We start from the raw sequence: 24190 nt of genomic DNA, 5'->3' as shown, positions 1-24190 counted from the left end.
ACGACGGCGCTGCCGAGCGGCGCGATGAGGAGGAGCGGGGTCGATGAGCGGCGCGGTATGTCCAGGTTCCTTCGACCCGGTGACCCTGGGGCACGTCGACATCCTGGAGCGCGCCGCCGCGCAGTTCGACGAGGTGGTGGCCGCCGTGCTGGTCAACCCCAACAAGAAGGGCATGTTCAGCCTCGAGGAGCGCATCGCGATGATCGAGGAATCCACCGCGCACCTGCCCAACCTGCGCGCCGAATCCGGTCAGGGGCTGGTGGTCGACTTCGTGCGGCAGCGCGGCTTGACCGCGATCGTCAAGGGGCTGCGCACCGGCACCGACTTCGAATACGAACTGCAGATGGCCCAGATGAACAAGCACATCGCCGGGGTGGACACCTTTTTCGTGGCGACCACGCCGCGGTATTCGTTCGTGTCGTCGTCGCTGGCCAAGGAGGTCGCCTCGATGGGCGGCGACGTCTCGGATCTGCTGCCCGAGCCGGTGAACCGGCGGCTGCGCGAGAAGCTGCGGCCCTGAGCAGCGTCCCGAGATCGACGTTTTCGGGCCGCGCACCCGCACTTAGGCCCGGAAACGTCGATCTCGGCGTTAGTCGCCGGTGTCGTCGCGCGGCTTGGCCGGCCGCATCTTGAACGAGATCCGCAGCTTGATGCGGTAGGTGATCGCGCCCTTGTCGTCGAGGGCCATGTCCTGCTCAACGACCTCGGCGACCCGGATGTCGTTGAGGCTCTGCTGGGCTCGGCGCACCGCCTCGGCCGCGGCGTTCTCCCACGACGACGGGCTGGTGCCGATCAGGTCGATGACCTTGTAGACGCTCATGCGGTTCAACCTAAAGCAGCCGCGCCGCCCTTGTCCGCGAAAACCGGGCGTTGGCCCGGTCGTGTCGGCCGAGGGCGGTGAGATTGCGCCCAGGGTCGTGACGGGCGACGCAGGCGCAGCCCTGGCGGCAATCTCAACGGCCCGCCGGCGGCCCGCCCCGCCATGGGCTTGTGCCGCGGCGCCGGAGATCCCGTGCGGCCGGCTGTGACCAGCCGATACGCTGGGGCAAAACCGGGCCTGGAGCGCCGACACACCGACCGAAGCTCCGCTGTCACACGCGCAACACCAGGCACACTAGTAACAACAACGAGGCCTGGAGGGTGTTGCCGTGTACCGAGTGTTTGAAGCGCTGGACGAATTGGGCGCCATTGTCGAAGAAGCCCGCGGGGTGCCGATGACGGCGGGCTGCGTGGTTCCCCGCGGCGATGTGCTGGAGCTGATCGACGACATCAAGGACGCGATCCCCGGCGAGCTCGACGACGCCCAGGACGTGCTCGATGCCCGTGACTCCCTGCTGCACGACGCCAAAGAGCACGCCGAATCGATGGTGTCCAACGCCACCAACGAGGCGGAGTCGCTGATCAACCACTCCCGGGGTGAGGCCGACCGGCTGCTGGCCGACGCCAAGGCGCAGGCCGACCGGATGGTGGCCGAGGCGCGCCAGCACAGCGAGCGGATGGTCAGCGAGGCCCGCGACGAAGCCGCCCGCATCAGTGCCACCGCGAAACGGGAGTACGACACCAGCACCAGCCGGGCCCAGGCCGAATGCGACCGGCTGGTCGAGAACGGCAACCTGGCCTACGAGAAGGCCGTCCAGGAAGGCATCAAGGAGCAGCAGCGGCTGGTCTCCCAGACCGAGGTGGTCAGCGCGGCCAACGCCGAGGCCACCCGGCTCATCGATTCGGCGCACGCCGAGGCCGACCGGATGCGCGGGGAATGCGACATCTACGTCGACGCCAAGCTGGCCGAGTTCGAAGAGTTCCTCAACGGCACGCTGCGCTCCATCAACCGGGGCCGTCACCAACTGCGGACCGCCGCCGGCACCCACGACTACGCCACCCGATAAGCCGTCGGGAGCCGTATTAGCCGCGCCGTAAGATTGCCGGTATGGCGAGGCAACCGGGCGCGACCACCCAGCGGCATCCGCACTCGCCGTTCGTCATCAATATCGCGCGGTTGGGGCGGCGTCCCGGGGCGATGCTGTCGACGCGCGCGCAGGTCCCCAGCCCGTCGCGGATCGGTCTGGATCTGGTGGCGATCGAGCGCGGCGCGGTGCTGGATCTGGACTTGCAGGTGCAGTCGGTGTCCGAAGGCGTGCTGGTCACCGGGACGGTGAGCGCCCCCACCGCCGGCGAGTGCGCCCGGTGCCTGACCCCGCTCACCGGTCACGTCGAGGTCGAGCTGACCGAACTGTTCGCCTACCCGAACAGCGCCACCGACGCCACCACCGAGGAGGACGAGCTCGGCCGGGTCGTCGACGACGCCGTGGACCTGGAGCAGCCCGTCATCGACGCGGTCGGCCTGGAACTGCCGCTGTCGCCGCTGTGCCGGCCGGACTGCCCGGGGCTGTGCCCGGAGTGCGGCGTCCCGCTGGCCACCGCCGAACCCGATCACCACCACGACCAGATCGACCCGCGGTGGGCGAAACTGGCCGGGATGCTGGGGCCCGAGGCCGAGGAGCCGAACCGGTGACCCGGCAGGCGCTGCTCGACGCGCTCGGTGTCGACCTGCCCGAAGAGCTGCTCACCTTGGCGTTGACGCACCGCAGCTACGCCTACGAGCACGGCGGCCTGCCGACCAACGAGCGGCTGGAGTTCCTCGGCGACGCGGTGCTGGGCCTGACGGTCACCGACGTGTTGTTTCGGCGTCACCCGGAACGCTCCGAAGGCGACCTGGCCAAACTGCGGGCCAGCGTGGTCAACACCGCCGCGCTGGCCGACGTCGCGCGCGCGCTGACCGACGACGGTCTCGGTGCCCACCTGCTGCTGGGCCGCGGCGAAGTCAACACCGGCGGGGCCGACAAGTCCAGCATCCTGGCCGACGGGATGGAGTCGCTGCTGGGCGCCATCTACCTGCACCACGGGATGGAGTCGGCCCGCGAGGTGATCCTGCGGTTGTTCGGCGCGCTGCTGGACACCGCACCCACGCTGGGCGCCGGGCTGGACTGGAAAACCAGCCTGCAGGAGCTGACCGCGACGCGGGGCCTGGGCCCGCCGTCGTATGCGGTCACCTCCACCGGGCCCGACCACGATAAGGAATTCACCGCGACCGTCGTCGTGCTGGACACCGAATACGGGTGCGGGGTGGGCCGATCCAAGAAGGAAGCCGAGCAGAAAGCCGCCGCCGCCGCCTGGAAGGCGCTCGACGCCGTGGACAGCGCGCTGCCGGGGAAAACCTCGGTGTAGATGCCCGAACTGCCCGAAGTCGAGGTGGTGCGGCGCGGTTTGCAGGCCCATGTGGTGGGCCGGACGATCACCGCGGTGCGGGTGCACCATCCGCGCGCGGTGCGCCGCCATGAGGCCGGCCCGGCCGATCTGACGGCGCGGCTGCTGGGGGCCACGATCCGCGGCACCGACCGGCGCGGCAAATACCTGTGGCTGATCCTCGACGATGAGGCGCTGGTCGTGCACCTGGGGATGAGTGGGCAGATGCTGCTGGGTGCCCTCCCCAACGCCAATCACCTGCGCATCGCCGCGCTGCTCGACGACGGCACCACGCTGAGCTTCGTCGACCAGCGCACCTTCGGCGGATGGCTGTTGGCCGACCTGGTCACCGTGGACGGCAGCGCGGTGCCCGAACCGGTTGCGCACCTGGCCCGCGACCCGCTGGATCCCCGCTTCGACGCCGATGCGGTGGTGGAGACGTTGCGGCGCAAGCACTCCGAGATCAAACGCCAACTGCTGGATCAAAGCGTGGTGTCCGGAATCGGCAACATCTACGCCGACGAGGCGCTGTGGCGCGCCCGGGTGCACGGCGGCCGCAGTGCCGCCACGCTGACCCGCCCGCGGCTGCGGGCCGTGCTGGACGCCGCCGCCGACGTGATGCGTGATGCGCTGGCCGCCGGCGGCACCTCGTTTGACGCGCTGTACGTCAACGTCAACGGCGAATCCGGCTACTTCGACCGCTCACTGGACGCCTACGGCCGGGAGGGGGAGCCGTGCCGGCGCTGCGGCGCGGTGATCCGCCGGGAGAAGTTCATGAACCGTTCGTCGTTCTCCTGCCCGAAATGCCAACCCCGCCCGCGCGGGTGACCCGCGTTTCTCCCGCGAGCGTGCGCAGTTGTACGCCAAAACGCGCCTGGGCTGGCATTCTGCGCACGCTCGCGCGGGTGGGGCGCGCGGAACGACCCGCACCGGAGACACGGTAGAAATGTCCCCATGACCGAACTGTGGGTAGAACGCACCGGAGTCCGCCGCTACACCGGGCACAGCTCGCGCGGCGCGCAGGTGCTGGTCGGCTCCGAGGACGTGGACGGGGTGTTCACCCCCGGTGAGCTGCTCAAGATCGCCCTGGCGGCCTGCAGCGGGATGGCCAGCGACGCCCCGCTGGCCCGCCGGCTCGGCGACGACTACCCGGCCACCGTGCGGGTGTCCGGCCCGGCCGACCGAGAGCAGGAACGCTACCCGCTGCTGGCCGAAACCCTGGAGCTGGACCTATCGGGCCTGACCGAGGCCGAGACGCAGCGGCTGCTCACCGTGGTGCAGCGGGCAATCGACCAGGTGTGCACGGTGGGGCGCACGCTCAAATCCGGCACCGAGGTCACCTTCGAGGTCGCCGACCGTGCCCGAACCTGACGCCCGGCTCACCGCCTGGGTGCACGGCCGGGTCCAGGGCGTCGGGTTCCGGTGGTGGACCCGGGCGCGGGCGCTGGAGCTGGGGTTGACCGGATACGCCGCCAACCGTCCCGACGGCCGGGTGCAAGTGGTGGCGCAGGGGTCCCGGGCCGACTGCCAGCGGTTGCTGGATCTGCTGCAGGGCGGCGCGACGCCCGGCCGGGTCGATACCGTTGTCGCTGATTGGTCGGCCGTGGGCGACCCGATCGCCGGCTTCACCGAGCGGTAGCCGGTGGGGCGGTACGCTGGCACGTCGTGCACCTCAAGAGCCTGACGCTGAAGGGCTTCAAGTCCTTCGCTTCGCCGACGACTCTGCGCTTCGAGCCGGGCATCACCGCCGTGGTGGGGCCCAACGGCTCGGGCAAATCCAATGTCGTCGACGCGCTGGCCTGGGTGATGGGGGAGCAGGGCGCCAAGACGCTGCGCGGCGGCAAGATGGAAGACGTCATCTTCGCCGGCACCTCCTCGCGCGCTCCGCTGGGCCGCGCCGAGGTCACCGTCACCATCGACAACTCCGACAACGCGCTGCCCATCGAGTACGCCGAGGTCGCCATCACCCGCCGGATGTTCCGGGACGGCGGCAGCGAATACGAAATCAACGGCAACGGTTGCCGTTTGATGGATGTGCAAGAGCTGCTGAGTGACTCCGGGATCGGCCGCGAGATGCACGTGATCGTGGGGCAGGGCAAGCTGGCCGAGATCCTGGAGTCACGCCCCGAGGACCGCCGCGCGTTTATCGAAGAAGCCGCCGGGGTGCTCAAACACCGCAAGCGCAAGGAAAAGGCGGTCCGCAAGCTCGACGCGATGTCGGCGAACCTGGCCCGGCTGACCGATCTGACCACCGAGCTGCGCCGCCAGCTCAAACCGCTGGGCCGGCAAGCCGAGGTGGCTCGGCGCGCCCAGACCATCCAGGCCGATCTGCGCGACGCCCGGCTGCGGTTGGCCGCCGACGACCTGGTCACCCGGCAGGCCGAGTTCGCCGGAACCCACGACGCGGAGGCGGCGCTGCGCCGCGAACACGACGAGGCCGCCGCCCGGATGAGCGTGGCCTCCGAGGAGCTGGCCGCGCACGAAGCCACCCTGGCCCGGCTGTCCGAGCGCGCCGAAGCGGCCCAGCAGACCTGGTTCCGGCTCTCGGCGCTGGCCGAGCGGGTCAGCGCCACCGTGCGAATCGCCACCGAACGCGCCCAGCACCTGGAGGACGAACCGGCCCCGAGCAGCGGCCCGGACCCCGAGGCGTTGGAGGCCGAAGCCGAGGAGGTGGCCGCCCGGGAGCGGCAGCTGCTGGCCGAGCTGGACGAGGCCCGCGGCCGGCTGCAGGCCGCCGGCGCCGAGCTGGCCGAACGCCAACGCGCCGCCGCCGAGGCCGAAAAGGCGCATATGGCCGCGGTCCGCGCCGAGGCCGACCGGCGGGAAGGCGTGGCCCGGCTGGCCGGTCAGGTGGAGACCATGCGCGCCCGGGTGGAATCCACCGACGAGGCCATCGCCCGGCTCTCGGCGCGCATCGAGGAGGCCGCCGCCCGCGCGCAGACCGCCCAGGCGGAGTTCGAAACCGTGCAGGGCCGGGTAGGGGAGCTGGATCAGGGCGAGGTCGGCCTCGACGAGCAGCACGAACGGACCGTGGCGGCGTTGCGGTTGGCCGACGAACGCGTCGCCGAGCTGCAGTCCGCCGAGCGGGGCGCCGAGCGGCAGATGGCGTCGCTGCGGGCCCGCATCGAGGCGCTGTCAATGAGCCTGGAACGCAAGGACGGCGCCGCCTGGCTGGCCAACAACCACAGTGGCGCAGGACTTTTCGGGTCGGTCGCCAAGTTAGTGAAGGTGCGCGCGGGCTACGAGGCGGCGTTGGCCGCGGTGCTGGGCGCAGCCGCCGACGCGCTGGCCGCCGACAGTGTGGGGGCGGCGGCCTCCGCGCTGACCGCGCTCAAGGACGCCGACGGCGGGCGGGCGGCGATCGTGCTGGGGGATTGGCCCAGCGGCGAGCCGCCCCGCTCCGACGCGCTGCCCGACGGTGCGGTGTGGGCGCTGGACCTCGTCGAGGCGCCGGCGCGGCTGCGCGGCGCGATGACCGCGATGCTGTCGCACGTCGCGGTGGTCGAGCGGCTGCCGGCCGCCCTGGACCTGGTCGCCAACCGCCCCCAGCTGCGGGCGGTCACCGTCGATGGTGACCTGGTGGGCGCCGGCTGGGTGAGCGGCGGCTCGGACCGCAAACCGTCCACGTTGGAGATCACCAGTGAGATCGACAAGGCCCGCGCCGAGCTGGTCGACGCCGAAGCGCAGACGGCTCAGCTGGGCGCGGCGCTGTCCGGCGCGTTGACCGAGCAAGCCGCCCGTCAGGATGCCGCCGAGCAGGCGTTGGCCGCGCTCAACGAATCCGACGCCGCCATCTCGGCGATCTACGAGCAGCTGGGCCGGATGGGGCAGGAGGCCCGCACCGCCGAGGACGAGTGGCGTCGGCAACTGCGGCAGCGCGAAGAGCTGGAGACCGGGCGCGCGCAGACCGTCAACGAGCTTTCCGAGCTGGAGACCCGGCTGCGCAACGCCGAACAAACCCCGCAGGTGGTCCACGACGGCCCCGCAGATCGCGAACAGGTCGCCGCCGCGGCCGAGGCGGCCCGCGGCGCCGAGGTGGAGGCCCGGCTGACGGTGCGCACCGCCGAAGAACGCGCCAACGCCGTTCGGGGGCGGGCGGATTCGCTGCGCCGGGCCGCCGCCGCCGAACGTGAGGCCCGGCTGCGTGCGCAGCGGGCCCGGGCGGCCCGGGAGCACGCCGCGGCGGTGGCGGCCGCGGTGGCCGACGCCGGCCGCAAGCTGGCCCAGCGGCTTTCCCAGGTGGTGACCACCGCCTCGCAGGCCCGCGATCAGCTGGCCGCCGAACGCCAGCAACGCACGGTGGCCATGGCCGCGGTCCGCGACGAGGTCAACACGCTAGGCGCGCGCATCGGCACGCTCACCGAGGCGCTGCACCGCGACGAGGTGGCCAAGGCGCAGGCGGCGCTGCGCATCGAACAACTCGAGCAGATGGTGCTCGAGCAGTTCGGGATGGCGCCGGCGGATCTGATCGCCGAATACGGCCCCGACGTCGGCCTGCCGCCCTCGGAGCTGGAGATGGCCGAATACGAGCAGGCCCGCGAACGCGGCGAGCAGGTCACCGCGCCGGCCCCGATGCCGTTCGACCGGCCCACCCAGGAGCGCCGGGCCAAACGCGCCGAACGGGAGTTGGCCGAGCTGGGCCGGGTCAACCCGCTGGCGCTGGAGGAGTTCGCCGCGCTGGAGGAACGCTACAACTTCTTGTCCACCCAGCTCGAGGACGTCAAGGCGGCCCGCAAGGATCTGCTGGACGTGGTCGCCGAGGTCGACGACCGGATCCTGCAGGTGTTCGCCGAGGCCTACGCCGACGTCGAACGCGAATTCCGGGAGGTGTTCGCCGCGCTGTTCCCCGGTGGGGAGGGCCGGCTGCTGCTCACCGACCCCGCCGACATGCTCACCACCGGCATCGAGGTGGAGGCCCGCCCGCCCGGCAAGAAGATCAAGCGGCTGTCGCTGTTGTCCGGTGGCGAGAAGTCGCTGACCGCGGTGGCGATGCTGGTGGCGATCTTTCGGGCCCGCCCGTCGCCGTTCTACATCATGGACGAGGTGGAGGCCGCGCTCGACGACACCAACCTGCGGCGGCTGATCGGGTTGTTCGAGATGCTGCGGGCGAAATCCCAGCTGATCGTGATCACCCACCAGAAGCCGACCATGGAAGTCGCCGACGCGCTGTACGGCGTGACGATGCGTGATGACGGCATCACCGCGGTGATCTCGCAGCGGATCCGCGGTCAGGAGCTGGTCAGCAGCCCGAGTTAGCCGTCGGTCAACGCCTCCAGGGTGAAATCCATTGCGGCCGGCTCGTACACCCGGACCCGGTTTCCGTTGAGCGCCGCGACCGGGCGATACACGTCGCCGTCGAGGCGATATGCGAGGAACCGTTCATCACCCGGCGCCTCGACGTCGACGATCCAGTAGTGCTCGATGCCCGCCTTGGCGTACTCACTGCTCCAGGGTCATCAAGCCGCGAGGCAGATCCTCTGCCAGCTCGGACACCGTGCACCTCCTCCCGATGGCAGCTCGAGTAGTTGCAGATTACGCCCGAAGGCGTCGTGGCAGCAGGCTGCCGGGCACCACCGACAACCCATGCCGACGAAGGCCCTGAAACAATGGCGTGGTGTCTGAAGGTCTCTGGATTGCCATAGCGGTCGCTGCCGCCCTGATCGTTATCGCCGCGCTGGTGGCGGGCCTGGTCCGCTACCGGCGGCGACGGATCAGCCTGTCGGCCCCGCAACAAACCCTGGACCGCTCCGGCGGCTACACCGCGTCGTCGGGGATCACCTTCAGCAAGAGCGACCAGCCGGTCCAGCCGGTCGAGCGCATCGATACCTCCGGGCTGCCCGCGGTCGGCGACGACGCCAGCATTCCGCGCGACGCCCCGAAGCGCACCATCGCCGATGTCGAGCTGCCCGAAGCCGACGTGGCGCCGGCAGCGCCGCCAACCCCGCTGGCCCCCAAAGCCCCCGACGTCGAGGCCATCGAGCCGGTCGAAGGCCGGCTGGAGCGGCTGCGCGGCCGGCTCGCCAAATCCCAGAACACGTTGGGGCGCAGCATGCTTGGCCTGCTCGGCGGCGGCGACCTGGACGAAGACTCCTGGGAGGAAGTCGAGGACACCCTGCTGATCGCCGACCTGGGACCGGTGGTCACCGAGTCGGTGGTGTCCCAGCTGCGCGGCCAGCTCGCCACCAAGGATGTGCGCACCGAGGCCGACGCCCGCGCGGTGCTGCGCGACGTGCTGATCGGCGAACTGCACCCCGATCTGGACCGCTCCGTCCGCGCCCTGCCGCACGACGACCACCCGTCGGTGCTGCTGGTGGTCGGTGTCAACGGCACCGGCAAGACCACCACGGTGGGCAAGCTGGCGCGGGTGCTGGTGGCCGACGGCCGCCGGGTAGTGCTCGGCGCGGCCGACACGTTCCGGGCCGCCGCCGCCGACCAGCTGCAGACCTGGGCCGCGCGGGTGGGCGCCGACGTGGTGCGCGGTCCCGAGGCCGCCGACCCCGCCTCGGTGGCGTTCGACGCCGTCGATGAGGGCATCACCACCGGCGCCGACGTCGTCGTCATCGACACCGCCGGGCGGTTGCACACCAAAACCGGGCTGATGGATGAACTCGGCAAGGTCAAGCGGGTGGTGACCCGGCGCGCCGCCGTTGATGAGGTGCTGCTGGTGCTGGACGCCACCGTCGGGCAAAACGGGTTAGCGCAGGCCCGGGTGTTCGCCGACGTCGTCGACATCACCGGGGTGGTGTTGACCAAGCTGGACGGAACCGCCAAGGGCGGCATCGTGTTCCGCGTCCAGCAGGAACTCGGTGTTCCGGTCAAGCTGGTCGGGCTCGGTGAGGGGCCCGACGACCTGGCGCCGTTCGAGCCGGCCGCCTTCGTCGACGCGCTCCTGGGCTGAGCCGCGACGGTGAGCATCATGTAACCCCCGCGACATGCGTCTGCGTTGGAGTCGAAACAACCACTGAGCATTGTTTGACCAGCTCATCGGTCACATGTCAGTTCGGTCGGCGATGGCTCCGGCGGAGGAGGTTGAGGCGCGTGGATCACTACCCGAGCATGGGGGTGCCCGACACCGGCGATACCGCCTGGATGTTGGTCAGCGCCGCCCTGGTCCTGTTGATGACACCCGGCCTGGCCTTCTTCTACGGCGGCATGGTTCGCGCCAAGAGCGTTTTGAACATGATCATGATGAGCGTCAGTGCTCTGGGTGTGGTCGCCGTGCTCTGGGTGCTCTATGGCTACTCGGTGGCCTTCGGCGACGACGTCGGCGACGTCGTCGGCAATCCCAGCGACTACTGGGGTTTGAAGGGTCTCATCGGAGGCAATGCCGTCGCGGCTGGCCCCGCGAACCCAACGGCGGAGGTCCAGATTCCGCTGGTCGGCACCGTCCCGCACACCGTGTTTGTGGCGTTCCAGTTGATGTTCGCGGTGATCACGGTCGCGTTGATCTCGGGCGCGGTCGCCGACCGGTTGAAGTTCGGCAGTTGGGTGCTGTTCGCCGCACTGTGGGCGTCCGTTGTCTACTTTCCGGTCGCGCATTGGGTCTTCGCGTTCGACGGGGTCGCGGCCGAACACGGCGGCTGGATCGCCAACAAGTTGCATGCCATCGACTTCGCCGGCGGCACCGCGGTTCATATCAACGCCGGGGTAGCCGGTTTGGTGTTGGCGGTGATCGTGGGCCGACGCCGCGGCTGGCCCGCCGCGCCGATGCGGCCACACAATCTGCCATTGGTGATGCTGGGCGCGGGTTTGTTGTGGTTCGGTTGGTACGGGTTCAACGCCGGTTCGGCTCTGAGCGCCAACGGTGTCGCCGGTTCGACGTTCATCACCACCACCATCGCGACCGCCGCGGCGATGCTCGGCTGGCTGCTCACCGAACGTATCCGCGATGGCCACGCCACATCGCTGGGTGCCGCGTCGGGTATCGTCGCGGGCCTGGTGGCCATCACACCGTCGTGCTCATCGGTCAACGCCGTCGGCGCGGTGGTCATCGGCGGGGTGGCCGGCGTGGTGTGCGCATTGGCGGTTGCCCTGAAATACCGGTTCGGTTTCGATGATTCGCTCGATGTCGTCGGGGTCCACCTGGTCGGCGGTCTGATCGGCACCCTGCTGGTGGGGCTGCTCGCGGCACCAGAGACCGCGGCCATTGCCGGCGTGTCGGGGGTATCGCCGGGGTTGTTCTACGGCGGCGGTTTCGACCAGCTGTGGCGCCAGACCATCGGCGCGGCTAGCGTTCTCATCTACTCGGCGGTCGGCACGACTATTGTGGCGCTGGTCGTGAAATATACCATCGGCCTGCGTCTCAACGAGGAGGATGAAGCCACGGGCATCGACGAAGCTCAGCACGCCGAAGGCGGCTATGACTTCGCGGTTGTCGGCAGTTCGGTTCTGGCATATCAGCCTGAAGAGGAAAGAGGAAATGAAGCTGATCACCGCGATCGTCAAGCCGTTCACGCTGGAAGACATCAAGACCGGCTTGGAGCAGGCGGGCCACCTGGGGATGACGGTCAGTGAAGTTCAAGGCTACGGGCGCCAGAAGGGGCACACCGAGGTGTACCGGGGGGCGGAGTACTCGGTGGACTTCGTGCCGAAGGTCCGAGTCGAGGTCTTGGTCGACGACTTCGCCGTGGACAAAGCCGTCGACCTTATCGTGCGGGCGGCGCGCACCGGCAAGATTGGTGACGGCAAAGTGTGGGTCAGCCCGGTGGAAACGGTGGTGCGAGTCCGCACCGGTGAACGCGGCGTCGACGCGATATGAGCCTCGCCGTACCACGGTGACCCGAGCCGGGCCGCGATGAGACCGCGTGGCCCAGACCCGCCCCGGCCGGCGGGAAGGCATCCCGGCGCCGCCACCGATTTGGCTACGGCACGGGACAAGCTGCTATCCAGCGCTTCGCCCCAGCTGGGTTCCGCGGCGCTGCGTGCAGCGTGCCAGCAGCTGCACGAAGAGTGGTTGGCCGCCAAGGCGACGGAGATCGGAATCGTGGCTGGCAGCGGTTTCGCTATTGTCGCGACAGGTTCACTGGGGCGCCGCGAGTTGCTGCCTTACTCCGACTTGGATCTGCTGCTGGTGCACGACGCTATGCCCGACGACATCGTCGAACAGACCGCCCAGTTGTTGTGGTATCCATTGTGGGACGCCAACATTCGTCTTGACCACAGCGTGCGCACGGTCGCGGAGGCGGTACAGGTGGCCGATACGGACATGCCGGCGGGCCTGGCCCTACTGGACGCACGGCACATCGCCGGTGACGAATGGTTGTCGGCGCGCCTCATCGACGGCATCCGGCGGCAGTGGCGGATCGGAATCCGTTCCCGCTACCGCGAACTCGTCGACGCGACGCACGCTCGGTGGCGTCGCAGCGGTGCGATTGCGCACCGTGCGGAACCGGACCTGAAATGCGGCCGCGGCGGGCTGCGGGATGTGCAGCTGCTCGACGCGCTGGCCCTCGCCCAGCTCGCCGATCGTCCCGCGGTGCACCGACCGGATAGCCCGGTAGGGCCGTTGACCGGCGCCTATCGGACCCTGCTGGATGTTCGCACCGAACTGCACCGCGTCTCCGGTCGTGGGCGTGACCAACTGTTGGCCCAGTACGCCGACGAGATCGGCGCCGCGCTAGGCATCGGGGACCGATACGAGTTGGCGCGGACATTGTCCGACGCGGCGCGCACGATCAGCCACCGAGTCGACGCCGGGTTACGGATTGCCGCCAACGCGCTGCCGCGGCGCGGCATGTCGGTGATGCGGCCTCGGCTACGTCGACCGCTGGACGAGGGCGTGGTCGAGTACGCCGGCGAAATCGTGTTGGCCCGCTCGGGTTTGGGGGCCCTGCCGGAACGCGATCCCGGTCTGCTGTTGCGAGTGGCGGCCGCCTCGGCGGTGACCGGGCTGCCCATCGCGGTGTCGACACTGAGCCGGCTGGCAGACCGCGCGGCGGCGTTGCCCACGCCGTGGCCGCGCGAGGCGCTCGATGACTTGTTGGTTGTGCTGGCCGCTGGCCCGACCACCGCGGCGGCCATCGAAACGCTCGACCGGGCCGGGCTGTGGGGTCGCCTGTTCCCGGAATGGAACGCAATCCGCGATCTACCGCCTCGCGACGTCGTCCATATCTGGACGGTCGACCGCCACCTGGTCGAAACGGTTGGCCGAGCACGGATGCTGACCACCCGGGTGGGGCGACCCGACCTGTTGATGCTCGCCGCATTACTACACGACATCGGCAAAGGCCGCGGCGGCGATCACAGCGTGATCGGTGCGCGCCTGGCCACCCAGATCGGCACCAGGCTGGGCATGTGGCCGTCCGACGTGCAGATGCTGTCGAAGCTGGTGGCCCACCATCTGTTGCTCTCGAAGGTCGCGACCCGGCACGACCTCAACGATCCTGACACCGTCGCCACCGTCTGCGAGGCGTTGGACGCGGACCCGGTGCTGCTGGAGGTGTTACATGCGCTGACCGAAGCCGACGCGCTGGCCACCGGTCCCGGGGTGTGGAGCGATTGGAAAGCGTCGCTCGTCGCCGACCTGGTGCGGCGTTGCCGGCTGGTGATGGCCGGTGAACCGCTGCCGCACCCCGACCCGATCGACCCCGAGCACCTTGCGCTGGCGGCGATGCATCGCGTGCACGTGGGGCTGCACCAGCTCGCCGGCCAACACCTCTACCAGGTGGTGGTGATCGCCCCGAACGCCCGGGGCCTGTTGTCGAAGGCTGCGGGCGTGCTGGCGCTGAACCGGCTGCGCGTGCACCTGGCCTCGGTGAATATCCACAACGAGGTGGCCATCGACGAGTTCGTGGTGTCGCCGCAGTTCGGATCGCCGCCCGCCGCCGAACTGTTGCGGCAGCAGCTGATCGGGGCGCTCGCGGGCGACATCGATGTGTTCGGCCTGCTCGAGCAGCGCGACACCGACGTGCAGCGCACCCCCGTCGCCGAGGTGGCCACCGGGGTGCCGGCCCATAGCGGGGTCGCCCCGCCCCGCGTGCTGTGGTTTGAGGGCCCACCGGGCCGACTGATGATCGAAATCCGCGCGACCGACCACACCGGTTTGCTCGCCCGGCTCACCCGGGCCATCGAACGCGCCGGAGCCGACATTGCCTGGGCTAAGGTCACCACCCTGGGGTCGATGGTGGGCGACGTGTTCTGCGTGGTGCCGCCGGCCCGGGGCGCCCGCGCCGCGGTGGAGCGAGAGCTGGCCGCGGTGTTGCCCGCCGCAGTGGTCGAGCCGGCCAGCTAGCCCGCCGGCCGGCGGGTCGTGGCGTCTCCCCGGCGGGGGCGCAGAGTACCGTAGTTGCTATGCGCGGGCTAGGCGACGGCAAGTCACGTAACCAAGTTTTAACTCAACGGCGGCGGCGGGCGTGCTGCGGTGCCTTCGGTCGGGTCGCCGCCCGCGCAACGGTCGCCCTGGGCATCGCGGCTACCGTGCTGGCCGGCGTCGGTGGCACCACCCCGTCCGGCACGGCCCGCGACGGCGCCGGTGCTTACCTGGCCAGCTACCAGGACGGCTGCATTGCCGGACTCAACTGCGGTCCGGTACACCACCGGCATGCCAGACATTCCCAGCACTCGGGACACGCCTGACCCCGATGCGCGCCGGCCTCGATGCACCCGACGAGCCGTCGCCCTGGGCTTAGCCGTTCGCCGCGAACTCGGTGGGCCGCGGGCCTTCCCCGGTGTCCTCGGGCGGCGTCGGCGACGTGTCCGGCCCGGCAGCGCTCGCGCCCAGCAGCCTGACCGCCATCTCGTGGATCGCCCGGGCCTCGGCGCTGACCGCCTGATATGCCGCGGCGTGCACGGCGAATTGCGTCGCGAGCAACGCCGAGACCTCATCGGCTCCGGCCGGCGGTAGCCCAATTGTCGGGGCCATGGCAGCGGCATTTTGAGCGGCCAGTGAATCGCCGGCCTCGCGCAGGTTTCCGGCAATCTTCGATAGCGTTTCTTTTCGTATGGTCATCGTGATGTTGATCCTTTCTGGAAATATGCCGGCTTTAGGAGAACTCGCCGTTGTTTTTGGGCCTTCAGCGGCGAGCTACTGTGCAATATCTCGGTGGTTAGGCGGGTTTAATTGCGCTCGTGCCGGTAACCGGTCGGGCATCACACGAGCAGCTTTTTGGGCATCACCGTGGGCCTGATGCCGTAGCGGGGGGCGCCGAAACCGAAACCCCCGCGCCCGGCCGCGGCCGCCGAGGGCATTCCGGCCGGAACGGCTTCTACCCCGGGGGCTTCCTCGGCGGCGGCCGTCCAGCCGGTGCCGGTCAGCGTGGTCGCCTCGACGCTGGCCGCCGGGGCGGCAGCAGACCAGGTGGCCGGCACCGACAACCCGCCGACCGAGGAGGCCTGGGCCAGGGTCGCCGTCGCCACGGGTCCCGCCCCGAGGCCCACGGCGCCGGCCGGTGCGACCGATCCGGCCAAACCCGTCGCCAGGCCCTCGGCGCCGACGGCTTCGGCGGCGACCGCGGCCGCGGGGGCGTTGGCCAAGGTGTGGCCGAGGGAGACCGCCGTCGGGATGGTGTTCATCACGAACCAGGCCGCCGTGTTCACCCCGCCGTTAATGGCGTTCGAGAACAACGGGGTGCCGAGCAATCGGTCGATGCCGTCGGCGATACCGGAGATAGGCGACGATGACGACGTCAGCGGGGTGGCCAAGGACTGGACCGCACCCTGCAGGGTGGTGAGCGCCTGCCCGAGCTCCTGTTGGAGCCCGCCGGCAGAACTTGCGCCGGTCTCGGCCAGCGCCATGCCTTGAGCTAGCGACCCGGCCGAGTTGGCCACCGGGGGCGCCTGGGTCATCGGGGTCAACGTCCCGGCGCTGGCCGAGGAGGCGCTGTAGCCGAACATGGCCAGGGTGTCTTGCGCCCACATCTCCATGTAGTGGGCCTCGGTGGCCAGGATCGCCGGGGTGTTCTGGCCCAGGATGTTCGACGCGACGAGGGTCGCCAAAAGGGCTCGGTTGGCCGCGATCACCGGCGGGGGCACCGTGGCCGCGTGCGCGGCCTGGAAGGCGCCCGCGGAGGCCGTGGCCTGCGCGGCGGCGTGCATGGCAGCCGCCGCGGTGGAGTTCAGCCAGCCCAGGTAGGGCGTGACGGCCGCGGTCATCGACGTCGATGCCGGCCCCTGCCAATACGCGCCGGTCAGCTCGTAGACCACCGACTGGATCGCCGTCGCCGCCGATTCCAACTCGGCGCCTAGGTTGCTCCACGCCGATCCGGCCGCCATCAGTGGCCCCGGCCCGGCCCCGCCGTACATCCATCCGGAGATAATCTCGGGGGGTAACGCTCCGAAATCGTAAGCCATAACCGTCCTTCCGTCCTTTGTCCGAGCAGCTGGATTCCGATCGCAAGTCGCTAGACGACCACCGGCTTGGGCGCTTTGGGCAGCACGGTGGGTTTGACCCCGTAGCGCGGGGTACCGAGGCCGGTGGCGCCGCGTCCAGCCGATGCCACCGACGGCATTCCGGCGGGGATGGTGGCCGTCGGCGCGGCTGCTGGGGGGGCGACGGTCCAGCCGGTGCCCACCAACCGCGCCGCGCCGGTGCCGGCCGCCGACAGGGGTTCCGCGGCCCAACCGGGCGGCACCGACAACCCGGCCACCGTGGATGCCTGGCCCACCCCGGCCAGCACCGGTGCTGCACCGAAAGCGGCGGGCGCCACCGGCTGCGCGGCACCGACCAGCACCGCCCCGTCCAGGCCGGCCAAGCCGCCTTCGGCTTCGGCGGCTTCCTCGGGGAAGTCGAGCAGGCCGCCACCGGCGAGGCCGATCAGATCGGAGCCGGCGGAGGCCCAGTTACCGAACCCGATGTTGGCGATGTTGGCGGCGTTGCCCGATCCCACCGAGGTGCTCCCGCTGCTGGGAACCCCGATGATGTTGGTCAGGAACCACTGGATTCCGTCGCCGATCGATGTCGTCGCCTGGTTGGTTTGCTCGGTGCCGGCATACGTGACGGCGTTTTCTCCCAGGGTGTGCACCAGCTGCTGGTGAATTGCCGTCGCTTGCTGGCTGATCGACTGATACAGCTGACCGTATGTTCCGAACAGCGCCGCCTGCAGCTGCGATACCGGATCGGCGCCGGCTGGGGCGATCGAAGTTGTCACGCCGAGCGAGGACGCGTTTTGCGCGGCCAGGTTTTCGCCGATACTCCCGAGCTGGCCGGCGGCCGACGTTAACGCTTCAGGCACTGTTTTCACAAACGACATGAAGTTCTCCTTGTCAAGGTTCGTGCAGCAGAAAAATGAGCGCCCTTGTGGCGGTATCGGCCGCCCTGGCACCCGAAGAATTTCAGTGGTTTGAAGAGATGAACGCCGCGGTAACGGGCTATTAACCGTTCTGCCTCGATTTTAACGAATACGAGTCTCCTGTGAGAAATTTGCAACTTGCCTTTAAGCGTGCTGAATTGCGGTATTAACAGTGCGATTTTTTTAACTTTTCCGTCACATTGTTGTCGCGGTAAGAAAGGGCGGTTCGCGGGTGACCGGCCATCCCGTGGTCACCGGGGCGCCCCGGTCAGCTGGTCGAGCAGGAGCGAAATCGGCACCGCCGCTTTGACATCAAGGATCCTGGCGGGACGCGAGCCCGGCCGCGGGGCGCGTGATCGGCAAGAAACCGTCAAGATTCGTAAAAAAAGCGTTTGGTCGCCAGCCACGGTCTTGCCTGGCCGCGGGGGGTGGCGTTACATGACGCAGGCATCGATTCGGCGATCGGTGGAATCGGCTCATCGTGGACGGAAGGGCACGTTCGTGTTGTTCGATTTCGGGTTGACGGTGGTCGGCAACCCGTGAGCGTGGCTAACGGTGTTGGTCTGCCCGACGCCGTCACCGCCAGCGGTCATGATCCCGACATCTCACCGGCCTGCGCCGGCCTGGCCCGGGCCCGCCGCAACCAGGGCTACCCGGTGCGGTCGTGGACCCGGCACCGAACGTGGCGGCCATGACGCGCGTGCTGGTCGTCGACGACGACGCCCGGTTTGTGCGGACGCTGCACATCATGCTGTCCGCACGGGGATACGAAACCATCACGGCCGCCACCGGGTCTGCTGCACTGCGCGCCGCCGCCATCCACCAGCCCGACGTGGTGCTGCTGGACCTGGGCCTGCCCGACTTCTCCGGCATCGAGGTGCTGGCCGGGCTGCGGGGCTGGATGCCGGCTCCGGTCATCGTCGTGTCGGCGCGCACCGACTCCGCCGGCAAAGTGGCCGCACTCGACGCGGGTGCGGTGGATTACGTGACCAAGCCAGTCCGGTCGGAGGAACTGCTGGCGCGGCTGCGCGCGGCGGTGCGCCGGGCCTCCACACCTGATCAGGTGGTGCGAACCAGGTCGTTCACCGTCGATCTGTCGGCCAAAAAGGTGCTCAAGAACGGCAGCAAGGTCCATCTGACGCGCACCGAGTGGGCGCTGCTGGAATCACTCGTGCGGCACCGCGGCGAACTGGTCGGCCGCGAGCAGTTGCTCACCGAGGTGTGGGGGCCCGGTTTCGTGCTGGCGACCAACTATCTGCGGATCTACCTCTCCCAGTTGCGACGCAAGCTTGAGGATGACCCGTCACGCCCGAAACATTTGCTGACCGTTGCGCGCGTGGGTTACCGCTTTGAGGTGTAACCATTATTCTGTGCGGTAGGGAAAAGTGCGCTCCGACCGGATCGGTCGGCGTATTTTCCGCACGGGTTATGGTCGGCGGTGCGGCGCGGTCCAATGCTATTTCTCATTGCGGCGGAACTTTTGTGTGCACGAGATATGACACTGCACCGTTTGGTGGCTCGGCGCGGCGAACGGGGCCGCGGCGCCGCCTCCGGTTAGCGGGGGTTGCCGGAGGGCATCAGCCGACCCCGACCGGGCGGGGCATTACCGTCGGTTTGACCCCGTAACGGGGGGCGCCGAGGCCGAACCCGCCGCGGCTGGCCGAAGCCGCCGACGGCATCCCGGCCGGCATGGGTCCGGTGGGCGTGCTGTCTTCGGCGGCAGCGGTCCAGCCCGTGCCGGTCCATGCCGCGGTGTCGGCGCTCGTCGGCGGGGTGGCCGCCGACCAGGTGGTCGGTACCGACAACCCGCCGACGGTGGCGGCCTGGGCCATCCCCGCCAACACCGGCGCACCGCCGACGGTGGCGGACCCGGCCGGCGCCGCGGCACCGGCCACCACGGCCCCCAGGCCCGCTCCTAAGCCCGCCGGGGCGACCGCCTCGGCGGTCGCTGCTGCCGGGGCGGCTCCGGCCAGGGTGTGGCTGAGCGAAACCGCGTTCGGGATGGCGGCCATGACGAACCACGCCGCGGTGTTCACCGCGCCGTTGGTGGCGTTGGACACCAGCGGAATACCGAAGAAGCTGTCCACACCGTCGGCCATTTCCGACATCGCCTCCGAGAGTCCCGACACCCCCGATCCGGCGTTCAGCGGTGACGCGAGCCCCTGCATCGCAGCGGATGCGTGGGAGAGGAGCTGGGACGGCTCGGTGTGCCCGGCGGCGGTGGCCGCACCGGCGTGGGCTTGACCGACCGCGGCGGTTTGCCCGGCCAGCCCCGCGGGATTGGTCACCGGCGTCGGCGTGGCCAGCGGGTTCAACGTCCCGGCGGTCGCCGAGGAACCGGCGTAGCCGTACATGGCGGCGGCGTCCTGGGACCACATTTCGCCGTAGAGGGCCTCGTTCGCCGCGATCGCCGGGGTGTTCTGCCCCAGGACATTCGTCGCGGTCAGGGCCGCCAGCGCGGCCCGGTTGGTGGCGATCACCGGCGGCGGCACCGTCATTGCGAACGCGGTCTCGAACGCCGCCGCCGAGGCCATGGCCTGGGCGGCGGCGTGCTGGGTCGCGGCCGCGGTGGCGTTCATCCAGCCCAGGTAGGGGGTGACGGCGGTGGCCATCGACGCCGACGCCGGGCCCAGCCAGTCAGCGCCGGTCAGCTCGGCGACCACCGCGTGGCAGGAGGTCGCCGTGGTGTCCAACTCGGCGGCCAGGCTGTTCCACGCCGCCGCGGCGGCCATCAGCGGGCCCGGCCCGGCCCCGGCGTACATGCGGGCCGAGTTGATCTCCGGGGGCAACGCTCCGAAATCCATATCGTGTCGTCCTGTCTGCTCAAGCGATGGTGGCTGCGGGATGCCTAAACAACGCCCGGTTTGGGCATCACGGTGGGTTTGATGCCGTAGCGCGGGGTGCCGAAACCGGGGGCGCGCCCGGCCGAGGCCACCGAGGGCATCCCGGCGGGCAGCGTGCCGGGGCCCGCCGGAGCGGCGTGGGGGGCCGCCACCCAGCCGGCGCCCGCCAACCGTGCCGGCGCGGCGTTCGTCGGCTCCCCGGCCCAACTGGGTGGCACCGACAAACCGCCCACCGACGATGCCTGAGCCACCCCGGCCGCCACCGGTGCCGCACCGGCGCCCACCGGAGCCACCGCGCCGGCCAGCAGCGGTGCGTCCAAACCGGCCAGGCCGCCCGCACCGAGCGCCTCGGCATCCGCGGTTGCGGCCTCGTCGGGCAGGTCGAGCAGCCCGCCGCCGGCCATGCCGAGCAGGTTCGACGCGGCCGAGGCCCAGTTGCCGGTCCCGATGTTCCCGATGTTGGTCAGGTTGCCGGACAGCCCGCCCGGCCCGGTCCCGCCGAGGAGGTCGGTGAACCACGACCACGGGTCCGACCCCGACCCCGATCCTGACCCGGTCAGTCCCCCGAGCAGTCCCGGCAACGGTGTGGTGGCCGCGCTGGCGTTGACGGATTCGGTGTCGCCATAGGATCCGGCGCTGGTCTGCAGAATGTGCACGAGCTGGTTGTGGATCTGCGTCGCTTCCGCGGCGATCGACTGGTAAAGCTGGCCGTACGCGGCGAACTGGACGGCCTGCAGCGCCGACACCTCATCGGCGGCCGCCGGGGCCAGCGTGGTGGTCGGGCCGGCGGCGGCCGCGTTCTGGGCGGCCAGGGCAGATCCGGCCGCCGCAAGTTTGCTTGACGCCACGGTCAGGGCGTCCGGGCGTGCGGTCACAAACGACATGGGGTTCTCCTCACAAATATGCGCTCGTTCGAAGAAATGGGTGACCTTCCGCGCTGGCATACGGCCACTCGTTGCGCGCCCTTCATCTTGCTGGAAAGCGGGAGAAAAAGACCTCCAGTAAACCCTTTATTGACGGCTTTATAACGAATGTATGGAAAGGCGTTAAAGTGCAAATAGCGGTGACGATATGTGGCTATTCGCGTGATTGCTCGGACCTGCCCGTCGGGTGTTTCGGCGGCGCCACCGGTTGTCGTCCGGAGCTGCCCCACCCGGTCAGGCACGCGGCGGGGCGATCCGCGGCGCCGAGCGCAGCCGCAGCGGCCTATTAGGCTGGCGGCGTGTTTGAATCTCTGTCCGACCGGTTGACCGGGGCCCTGCAGGGGCTGCGCAGCAAGGGTCGGTTGACCGACGCCGATATCGACGCCACCGCCCGGGAAATCCGGTTGGCGCTGCTCGAGGCCGACGTGTCGCTGCCGGTGGTGCGCGCGTTCATCGGCCGGATCAAGGACCGGGCCAAGGGCGCCGAGGTGTCCGGGGCGCTCAACCCGGCCCAGCAGGTCGTCAAGATCGTCAACGAGGAACTGATCGGGATCCTCGGCGGACAGACCCGCCAGCTGGCGTTCGCCAAGACCCCGCCGACCGTGGTGATGCTGGCCGGTCTGCAGGGCACCGGTAAGACCACCCTGGCCGGCAAGCTCGCGCAATGGTTGCGCGGCCAGGGGCACACCCCGCTGCTGGTGGCCTGCGACCTGCAACGGCCCGGCGCGGTCAACCAGCTCAAAATCGTCGGCGAACGCGCCGGGGTGGCCGTGTTCGCCCCGCATCCCGGGACCGCGCCCGACGGTGCGCACGACGCCGGCCCCGGGGACCCGGTGGCGGTCGCGTCGGCGGGGCTGGCCGAGGCCAAAGCCAAACACTTCGACGTCGTCGTCGTCGACACCGCCGGCCGGCTCGGCATCGACGAGGAGATGATGGCCCAAGCCGCCGCCATCCGCGCCGCCGTCGACCCCGACGAGGTGCTGTTCGTGCTGGACGCCATGGTCGGTCAGGACGCGGTGGCCACCGCCGACGCCTTCCGCGAGGGCGTCGGGTTCACCGGGGTGGTGCTGACCAAACTCGACGGCGACGCCCGCGGCGGGGCGGCGCTGTCGGTTCGCGAAGTCACCGGGGTGCCGATCCTGTTCGCCTCCACCGGGGAGAAGCTGGACGACTTCGACGTCTTCCACCCCGACCGGATGGCCAGCCGCATCCTGGGCATGGGCGACGTGCTGAGCCTGATCGAGCAGGCCGAGCAGGTCTTCGACGCCCAGCAGGCCGAGGCCGCTGCCGCCAAGATCGGCTCCGGTGAGCTGACCCTGGAGGATTTCCTCGAGCAGATGCTGGCGATCCGCAAAATGGGTCCGATCGGCAACCTGCTGGGGATGCTGCCCGGCGCCGGCCAGATGAAAGAAGCGCTGGCCGAGGTCGACGACCGCCACCTGGACCGGCTGCAGGCCATCATCCGCGGCATGACCCCGGCCGAGCGGGCCGACCCCAAGATCATCAACGCCTCCCGGCGGCTGCGGATCGCCAACGGCTCCGGGGTGAGCGTCTCGGAGGTCAACCAGCTGGTCGACCGCTTTTTCGAGGCCCGCAAGATGATGTCGTCGATGATGGGCGGCATGGGCATCCCCGGCCTGGGCCGCAAAAGCGCGACCCGCAAGGCCGCCAAAGCCAAAGGCGGCAAAGGCAAAAAGGGCAAGAAGAGGGGCCCGACACCGCCGAAGGTGCGCAATCCGTTGGGCGCAGCGATGCCCGACGGGTTCCCCGACCTGTCGCAGATGCCCGCCGGTCTGGATGAACTGCCGCCCGGGCTGGCCGATTTCGACCTGTCCAAGCTGAACTTCCCGGGCAAGCGGTAAGTGCGCCTGCACGTTCGGGGCCGCGGGCTTCCCGACGAGGAGCAGGTCGAGTTCTGGATCGTCGACGGCCGGCTGTCCGCCGAACCCGCCGCCGACGCCGACACCATCTTCGACGGCGGCTGGATCCTGCCGGGGTTGGTCGACGCGCACTGCCACGTCGGGATCGGGCCCGGCGGCGCGGTCACCGCCGAGCAGGCCATCGCCCAAGCCGAGGCCGAGCGGTCGGCTGGGGTGCTGCTGCTGCGTGACGCCGGATCACCGATCGACACCCGGGCCCTCGATGACCGCGCCGACCTGCCGCGCATCATCCGCGCCGGCCAGCACCTGGCCCGCCCCAAGCGCTACATTCCTGGCCTGCCGATCGACCTCGACGACGAGTCGGCGCTGCCCGACGCGGTGGCCGTGCAGGCCCGCCGCGGCGACGGCTGGGTCAAGCTGATCGGCGACTGGATCGACCGCGAGGTGGGGGATTTGGCGCCGCTGTGGTCCGACGAGGTGTTGACGGCGGCGATCGGCGCCGCACACGCGAACGGCGCCCGGGTCACCGCGCACGTGTTCGGCGAGGACGCGCTGCCCGGTCTGATCACCGCCGGCATCGACTGCATCGAACACGGCACCGGCATCACCGACGATGTCATCGACTTGATGCGCGCTCACGGCACCGCGCTGGTCCCGACGCTGATCAACATCGACAACTTCCCCGGTATCGCCGATTCGGCGACCAGGTACCCGACCTATGCCGCGCATATGCGCGCCCTGTACGCCAGTGCCCGGCCGCGGATCGCCGCGGCCCGCGAGGCCGGGGTGCCGATCTACGCCGGCACCGACGCCGGCGGCGGCATCACCCACGGCCGGATCGCCGACGAGGTGGCCGCGCTGACCGGGGTCGGGATGAGCCCCACCGCGGCGGTGGGCGCGGCGTGCTGGGACGCCCGCCGGTGGCTGGGTCAACCGGGGCTGGAGCACGGCGCCCCCGCCGACCTGCTGTGTTTCACCGCCGACCCGCGCACCGGCCCGGCGGTGCTGAGCCGACCCGACCTGGTCATGCTGCGCGGGACCGTGTTCTAGAGAACAGGCGGGTTCGGCGCCGACGT

The 24190-nt window shown here is 69.9% G+C and carries 23 protein-coding genes; 17 read left to right on the top strand and 6 right to left on the bottom strand.

Annotated elements, in window-relative coordinates:
- The first annotated feature begins 43 nt into the window (after positions 1-43).
- Entirely contained in the window at positions 44-520 is a 477-nt protein-coding gene (coaD, locus tag ACAG26_RS23845; protein ID WP_370485548.1) for a pantetheine-phosphate adenylyltransferase, read from the top strand.
- Positions 521-589: 69 nt separating this feature from the next.
- Here the strand turns inward: coaD and ACAG26_RS23840 are convergent, their stop codons facing one another.
- Complete coding sequence (locus ACAG26_RS23840) at positions 590-820, bottom strand: dodecin family protein (RefSeq protein ID WP_370485547.1); 231 nt, start codon at positions 818-820, stop codon at positions 590-592.
- A 328-nt stretch (positions 821-1148) separates the two neighbouring features.
- Between ACAG26_RS23840 and sepIVA the strand changes: the two genes are divergently transcribed.
- The 12 genes from sepIVA to ACAG26_RS23780 all read left to right on the top strand — a co-directional run bounded on the left by sepIVA (position 1149) and on the right by ACAG26_RS23780 (position 14817).
- On the top strand, positions 1149-1886 hold the full coding sequence (sepIVA, locus tag ACAG26_RS23835) for a cell division protein SepIVA (RefSeq protein WP_370485546.1): 738 nt from the start codon (positions 1149-1151) through the stop codon (positions 1884-1886).
- Between the two features lie 41 nt (positions 1887-1927).
- Complete coding sequence (locus ACAG26_RS23830) at positions 1928-2512, top strand: DUF177 domain-containing protein (RefSeq protein ID WP_370485545.1); 585 nt, start codon at positions 1928-1930, stop codon at positions 2510-2512.
- Positions 2509-3225, top strand: a complete 717-nt coding sequence (gene rnc, locus ACAG26_RS23825) for a ribonuclease III (RefSeq protein ID WP_370485544.1) — start codon at positions 2509-2511, stop codon at positions 3223-3225. The genes ACAG26_RS23830 and rnc overlap by 4 nt, the downstream gene beginning before the upstream one ends.
- Positions 3226-4071: a bifunctional DNA-formamidopyrimidine glycosylase/DNA-(apurinic or apyrimidinic site) lyase gene (mutM, locus tag ACAG26_RS23820; protein WP_370485543.1), complete on the top strand. Its 846-nt coding sequence runs from the start codon at positions 3226-3228 to the stop codon at positions 4069-4071.
- Positions 4072-4197: 126 nt separating this feature from the next.
- Positions 4198-4614 (top strand): OsmC family protein, encoded by a 417-nt coding sequence (locus tag ACAG26_RS23815; protein WP_370485542.1) that lies wholly within the window; start codon positions 4198-4200, stop codon positions 4612-4614.
- Positions 4601-4882, top strand: coding sequence for an acylphosphatase (locus tag ACAG26_RS23810; RefSeq protein ID WP_370485541.1), 282 nt, complete (start codon positions 4601-4603; stop codon positions 4880-4882). The genes ACAG26_RS23815 and ACAG26_RS23810 overlap by 14 nt, the downstream gene beginning before the upstream one ends.
- 26 nt (positions 4883-4908) lie before the next feature.
- Positions 4909-8499, top strand: coding sequence for a chromosome segregation protein SMC (gene smc, locus ACAG26_RS23805; RefSeq protein WP_370485540.1), 3591 nt, complete (start codon positions 4909-4911; stop codon positions 8497-8499).
- Between the two features lie 358 nt (positions 8500-8857).
- Positions 8858-10141, top strand: a complete 1284-nt coding sequence (gene ftsY / locus ACAG26_RS23800) for a signal recognition particle-docking protein FtsY (protein WP_370485539.1) — start codon at positions 8858-8860, stop codon at positions 10139-10141.
- Between the two features lie 140 nt (positions 10142-10281).
- Complete coding sequence (locus ACAG26_RS23795) at positions 10282-11757, top strand: ammonium transporter (RefSeq protein ID WP_370485588.1); 1476 nt, start codon at positions 10282-10284, stop codon at positions 11755-11757.
- A complete protein-coding gene (locus ACAG26_RS23790) occupies positions 11663-12001 on the top strand; it encodes a P-II family nitrogen regulator (RefSeq protein WP_071024611.1) in 339 nt (112 codons plus the stop codon). Before ACAG26_RS23795 ends, ACAG26_RS23790 begins: the two co-directional genes overlap by 95 nt.
- Before the next feature lie 36 nt (positions 12002-12037).
- Complete coding sequence (locus tag ACAG26_RS23785; protein WP_370485538.1) at positions 12038-14473, top strand: [protein-PII] uridylyltransferase; 2436 nt, start codon at positions 12038-12040, stop codon at positions 14471-14473.
- Between the two features lie 59 nt (positions 14474-14532).
- Positions 14533-14817, top strand: a complete 285-nt coding sequence (locus tag ACAG26_RS23780) for a hypothetical protein (RefSeq protein WP_370485537.1) — start codon at positions 14533-14535, stop codon at positions 14815-14817.
- A gap of 49 nt (positions 14818-14866) precedes the next feature.
- On the opposite strand, the gene ACAG26_RS23775 is transcribed toward ACAG26_RS23780, so the two are convergent.
- The 3 genes from ACAG26_RS23775 to ACAG26_RS23765 form a co-directional block, all read right to left on the bottom strand.
- Complete coding sequence (locus tag ACAG26_RS23775) at positions 14867-15190, bottom strand: PE family protein (protein WP_370485536.1); 324 nt, start codon at positions 15188-15190, stop codon at positions 14867-14869.
- A gap of 140 nt (positions 15191-15330) precedes the next feature.
- Positions 15331-16530: a PPE family protein gene (locus ACAG26_RS23770; protein WP_370485535.1), complete on the bottom strand. Its 1200-nt coding sequence runs from the start codon at positions 16528-16530 to the stop codon at positions 15331-15333.
- Positions 16531-16580: 50 nt separating this feature from the next.
- On the bottom strand, positions 16581-17429 hold the full coding sequence (locus ACAG26_RS23765) for a PE domain-containing protein (protein WP_370485534.1): 849 nt from the start codon (positions 17427-17429) through the stop codon (positions 16581-16583).
- A gap of 578 nt (positions 17430-18007) precedes the next feature.
- Here ACAG26_RS23765 and ACAG26_RS23760 point away from each other — a divergent pair.
- Positions 18008-18163 carry a hypothetical protein gene (locus ACAG26_RS23760; RefSeq protein WP_370485533.1) on the top strand — a complete coding sequence of 52 codons (156 nt, stop codon included), beginning with the start codon at positions 18008-18010 and terminating at the stop codon, positions 18161-18163.
- Positions 18160-18828, top strand: a complete 669-nt coding sequence (locus ACAG26_RS23755) for a response regulator (RefSeq protein ID WP_370485532.1) — start codon at positions 18160-18162, stop codon at positions 18826-18828. The genes ACAG26_RS23760 and ACAG26_RS23755 overlap by 4 nt, the downstream gene beginning before the upstream one ends.
- A gap of 217 nt (positions 18829-19045) precedes the next feature.
- Here ACAG26_RS23755 and ACAG26_RS23750 read toward each other — a convergent pair whose 3' ends face one another.
- Both ACAG26_RS23750 and ACAG26_RS23745 read right to left on the bottom strand, forming a co-directional pair.
- Positions 19046-20272: a PPE family protein gene (locus ACAG26_RS23750; RefSeq protein ID WP_370485531.1), complete on the bottom strand. Its 1227-nt coding sequence runs from the start codon at positions 20270-20272 to the stop codon at positions 19046-19048.
- A gap of 44 nt (positions 20273-20316) precedes the next feature.
- Positions 20317-21195 (bottom strand): PE domain-containing protein, encoded by an 879-nt coding sequence (locus tag ACAG26_RS23745; RefSeq protein ID WP_370485530.1) that lies wholly within the window; start codon positions 21193-21195, stop codon positions 20317-20319.
- Between the two features lie 338 nt (positions 21196-21533).
- Between ACAG26_RS23745 and ffh the strand changes: the two genes are divergently transcribed.
- A complete protein-coding gene (gene ffh, locus ACAG26_RS23740) occupies positions 21534-23096 on the top strand; it encodes a signal recognition particle protein (protein WP_370485529.1) in 1563 nt (520 codons plus the stop codon).
- On the top strand, positions 23097-24164 hold the full coding sequence (locus ACAG26_RS23735) for an amidohydrolase family protein (RefSeq protein WP_370485528.1): 1068 nt from the start codon (positions 23097-23099) through the stop codon (positions 24162-24164).
- Positions 24165-24190: the final 26 nt, after the last annotated feature.

The organism is Mycobacterium sp. pUA109 (assembly GCF_041287095.1).
In the GTDB taxonomy this organism is placed as follows: domain Bacteria; phylum Actinomycetota; class Actinomycetes; order Mycobacteriales; family Mycobacteriaceae; genus Mycobacterium.
This window is presented reverse-complemented; position numbering and strand designations above follow the sequence as displayed.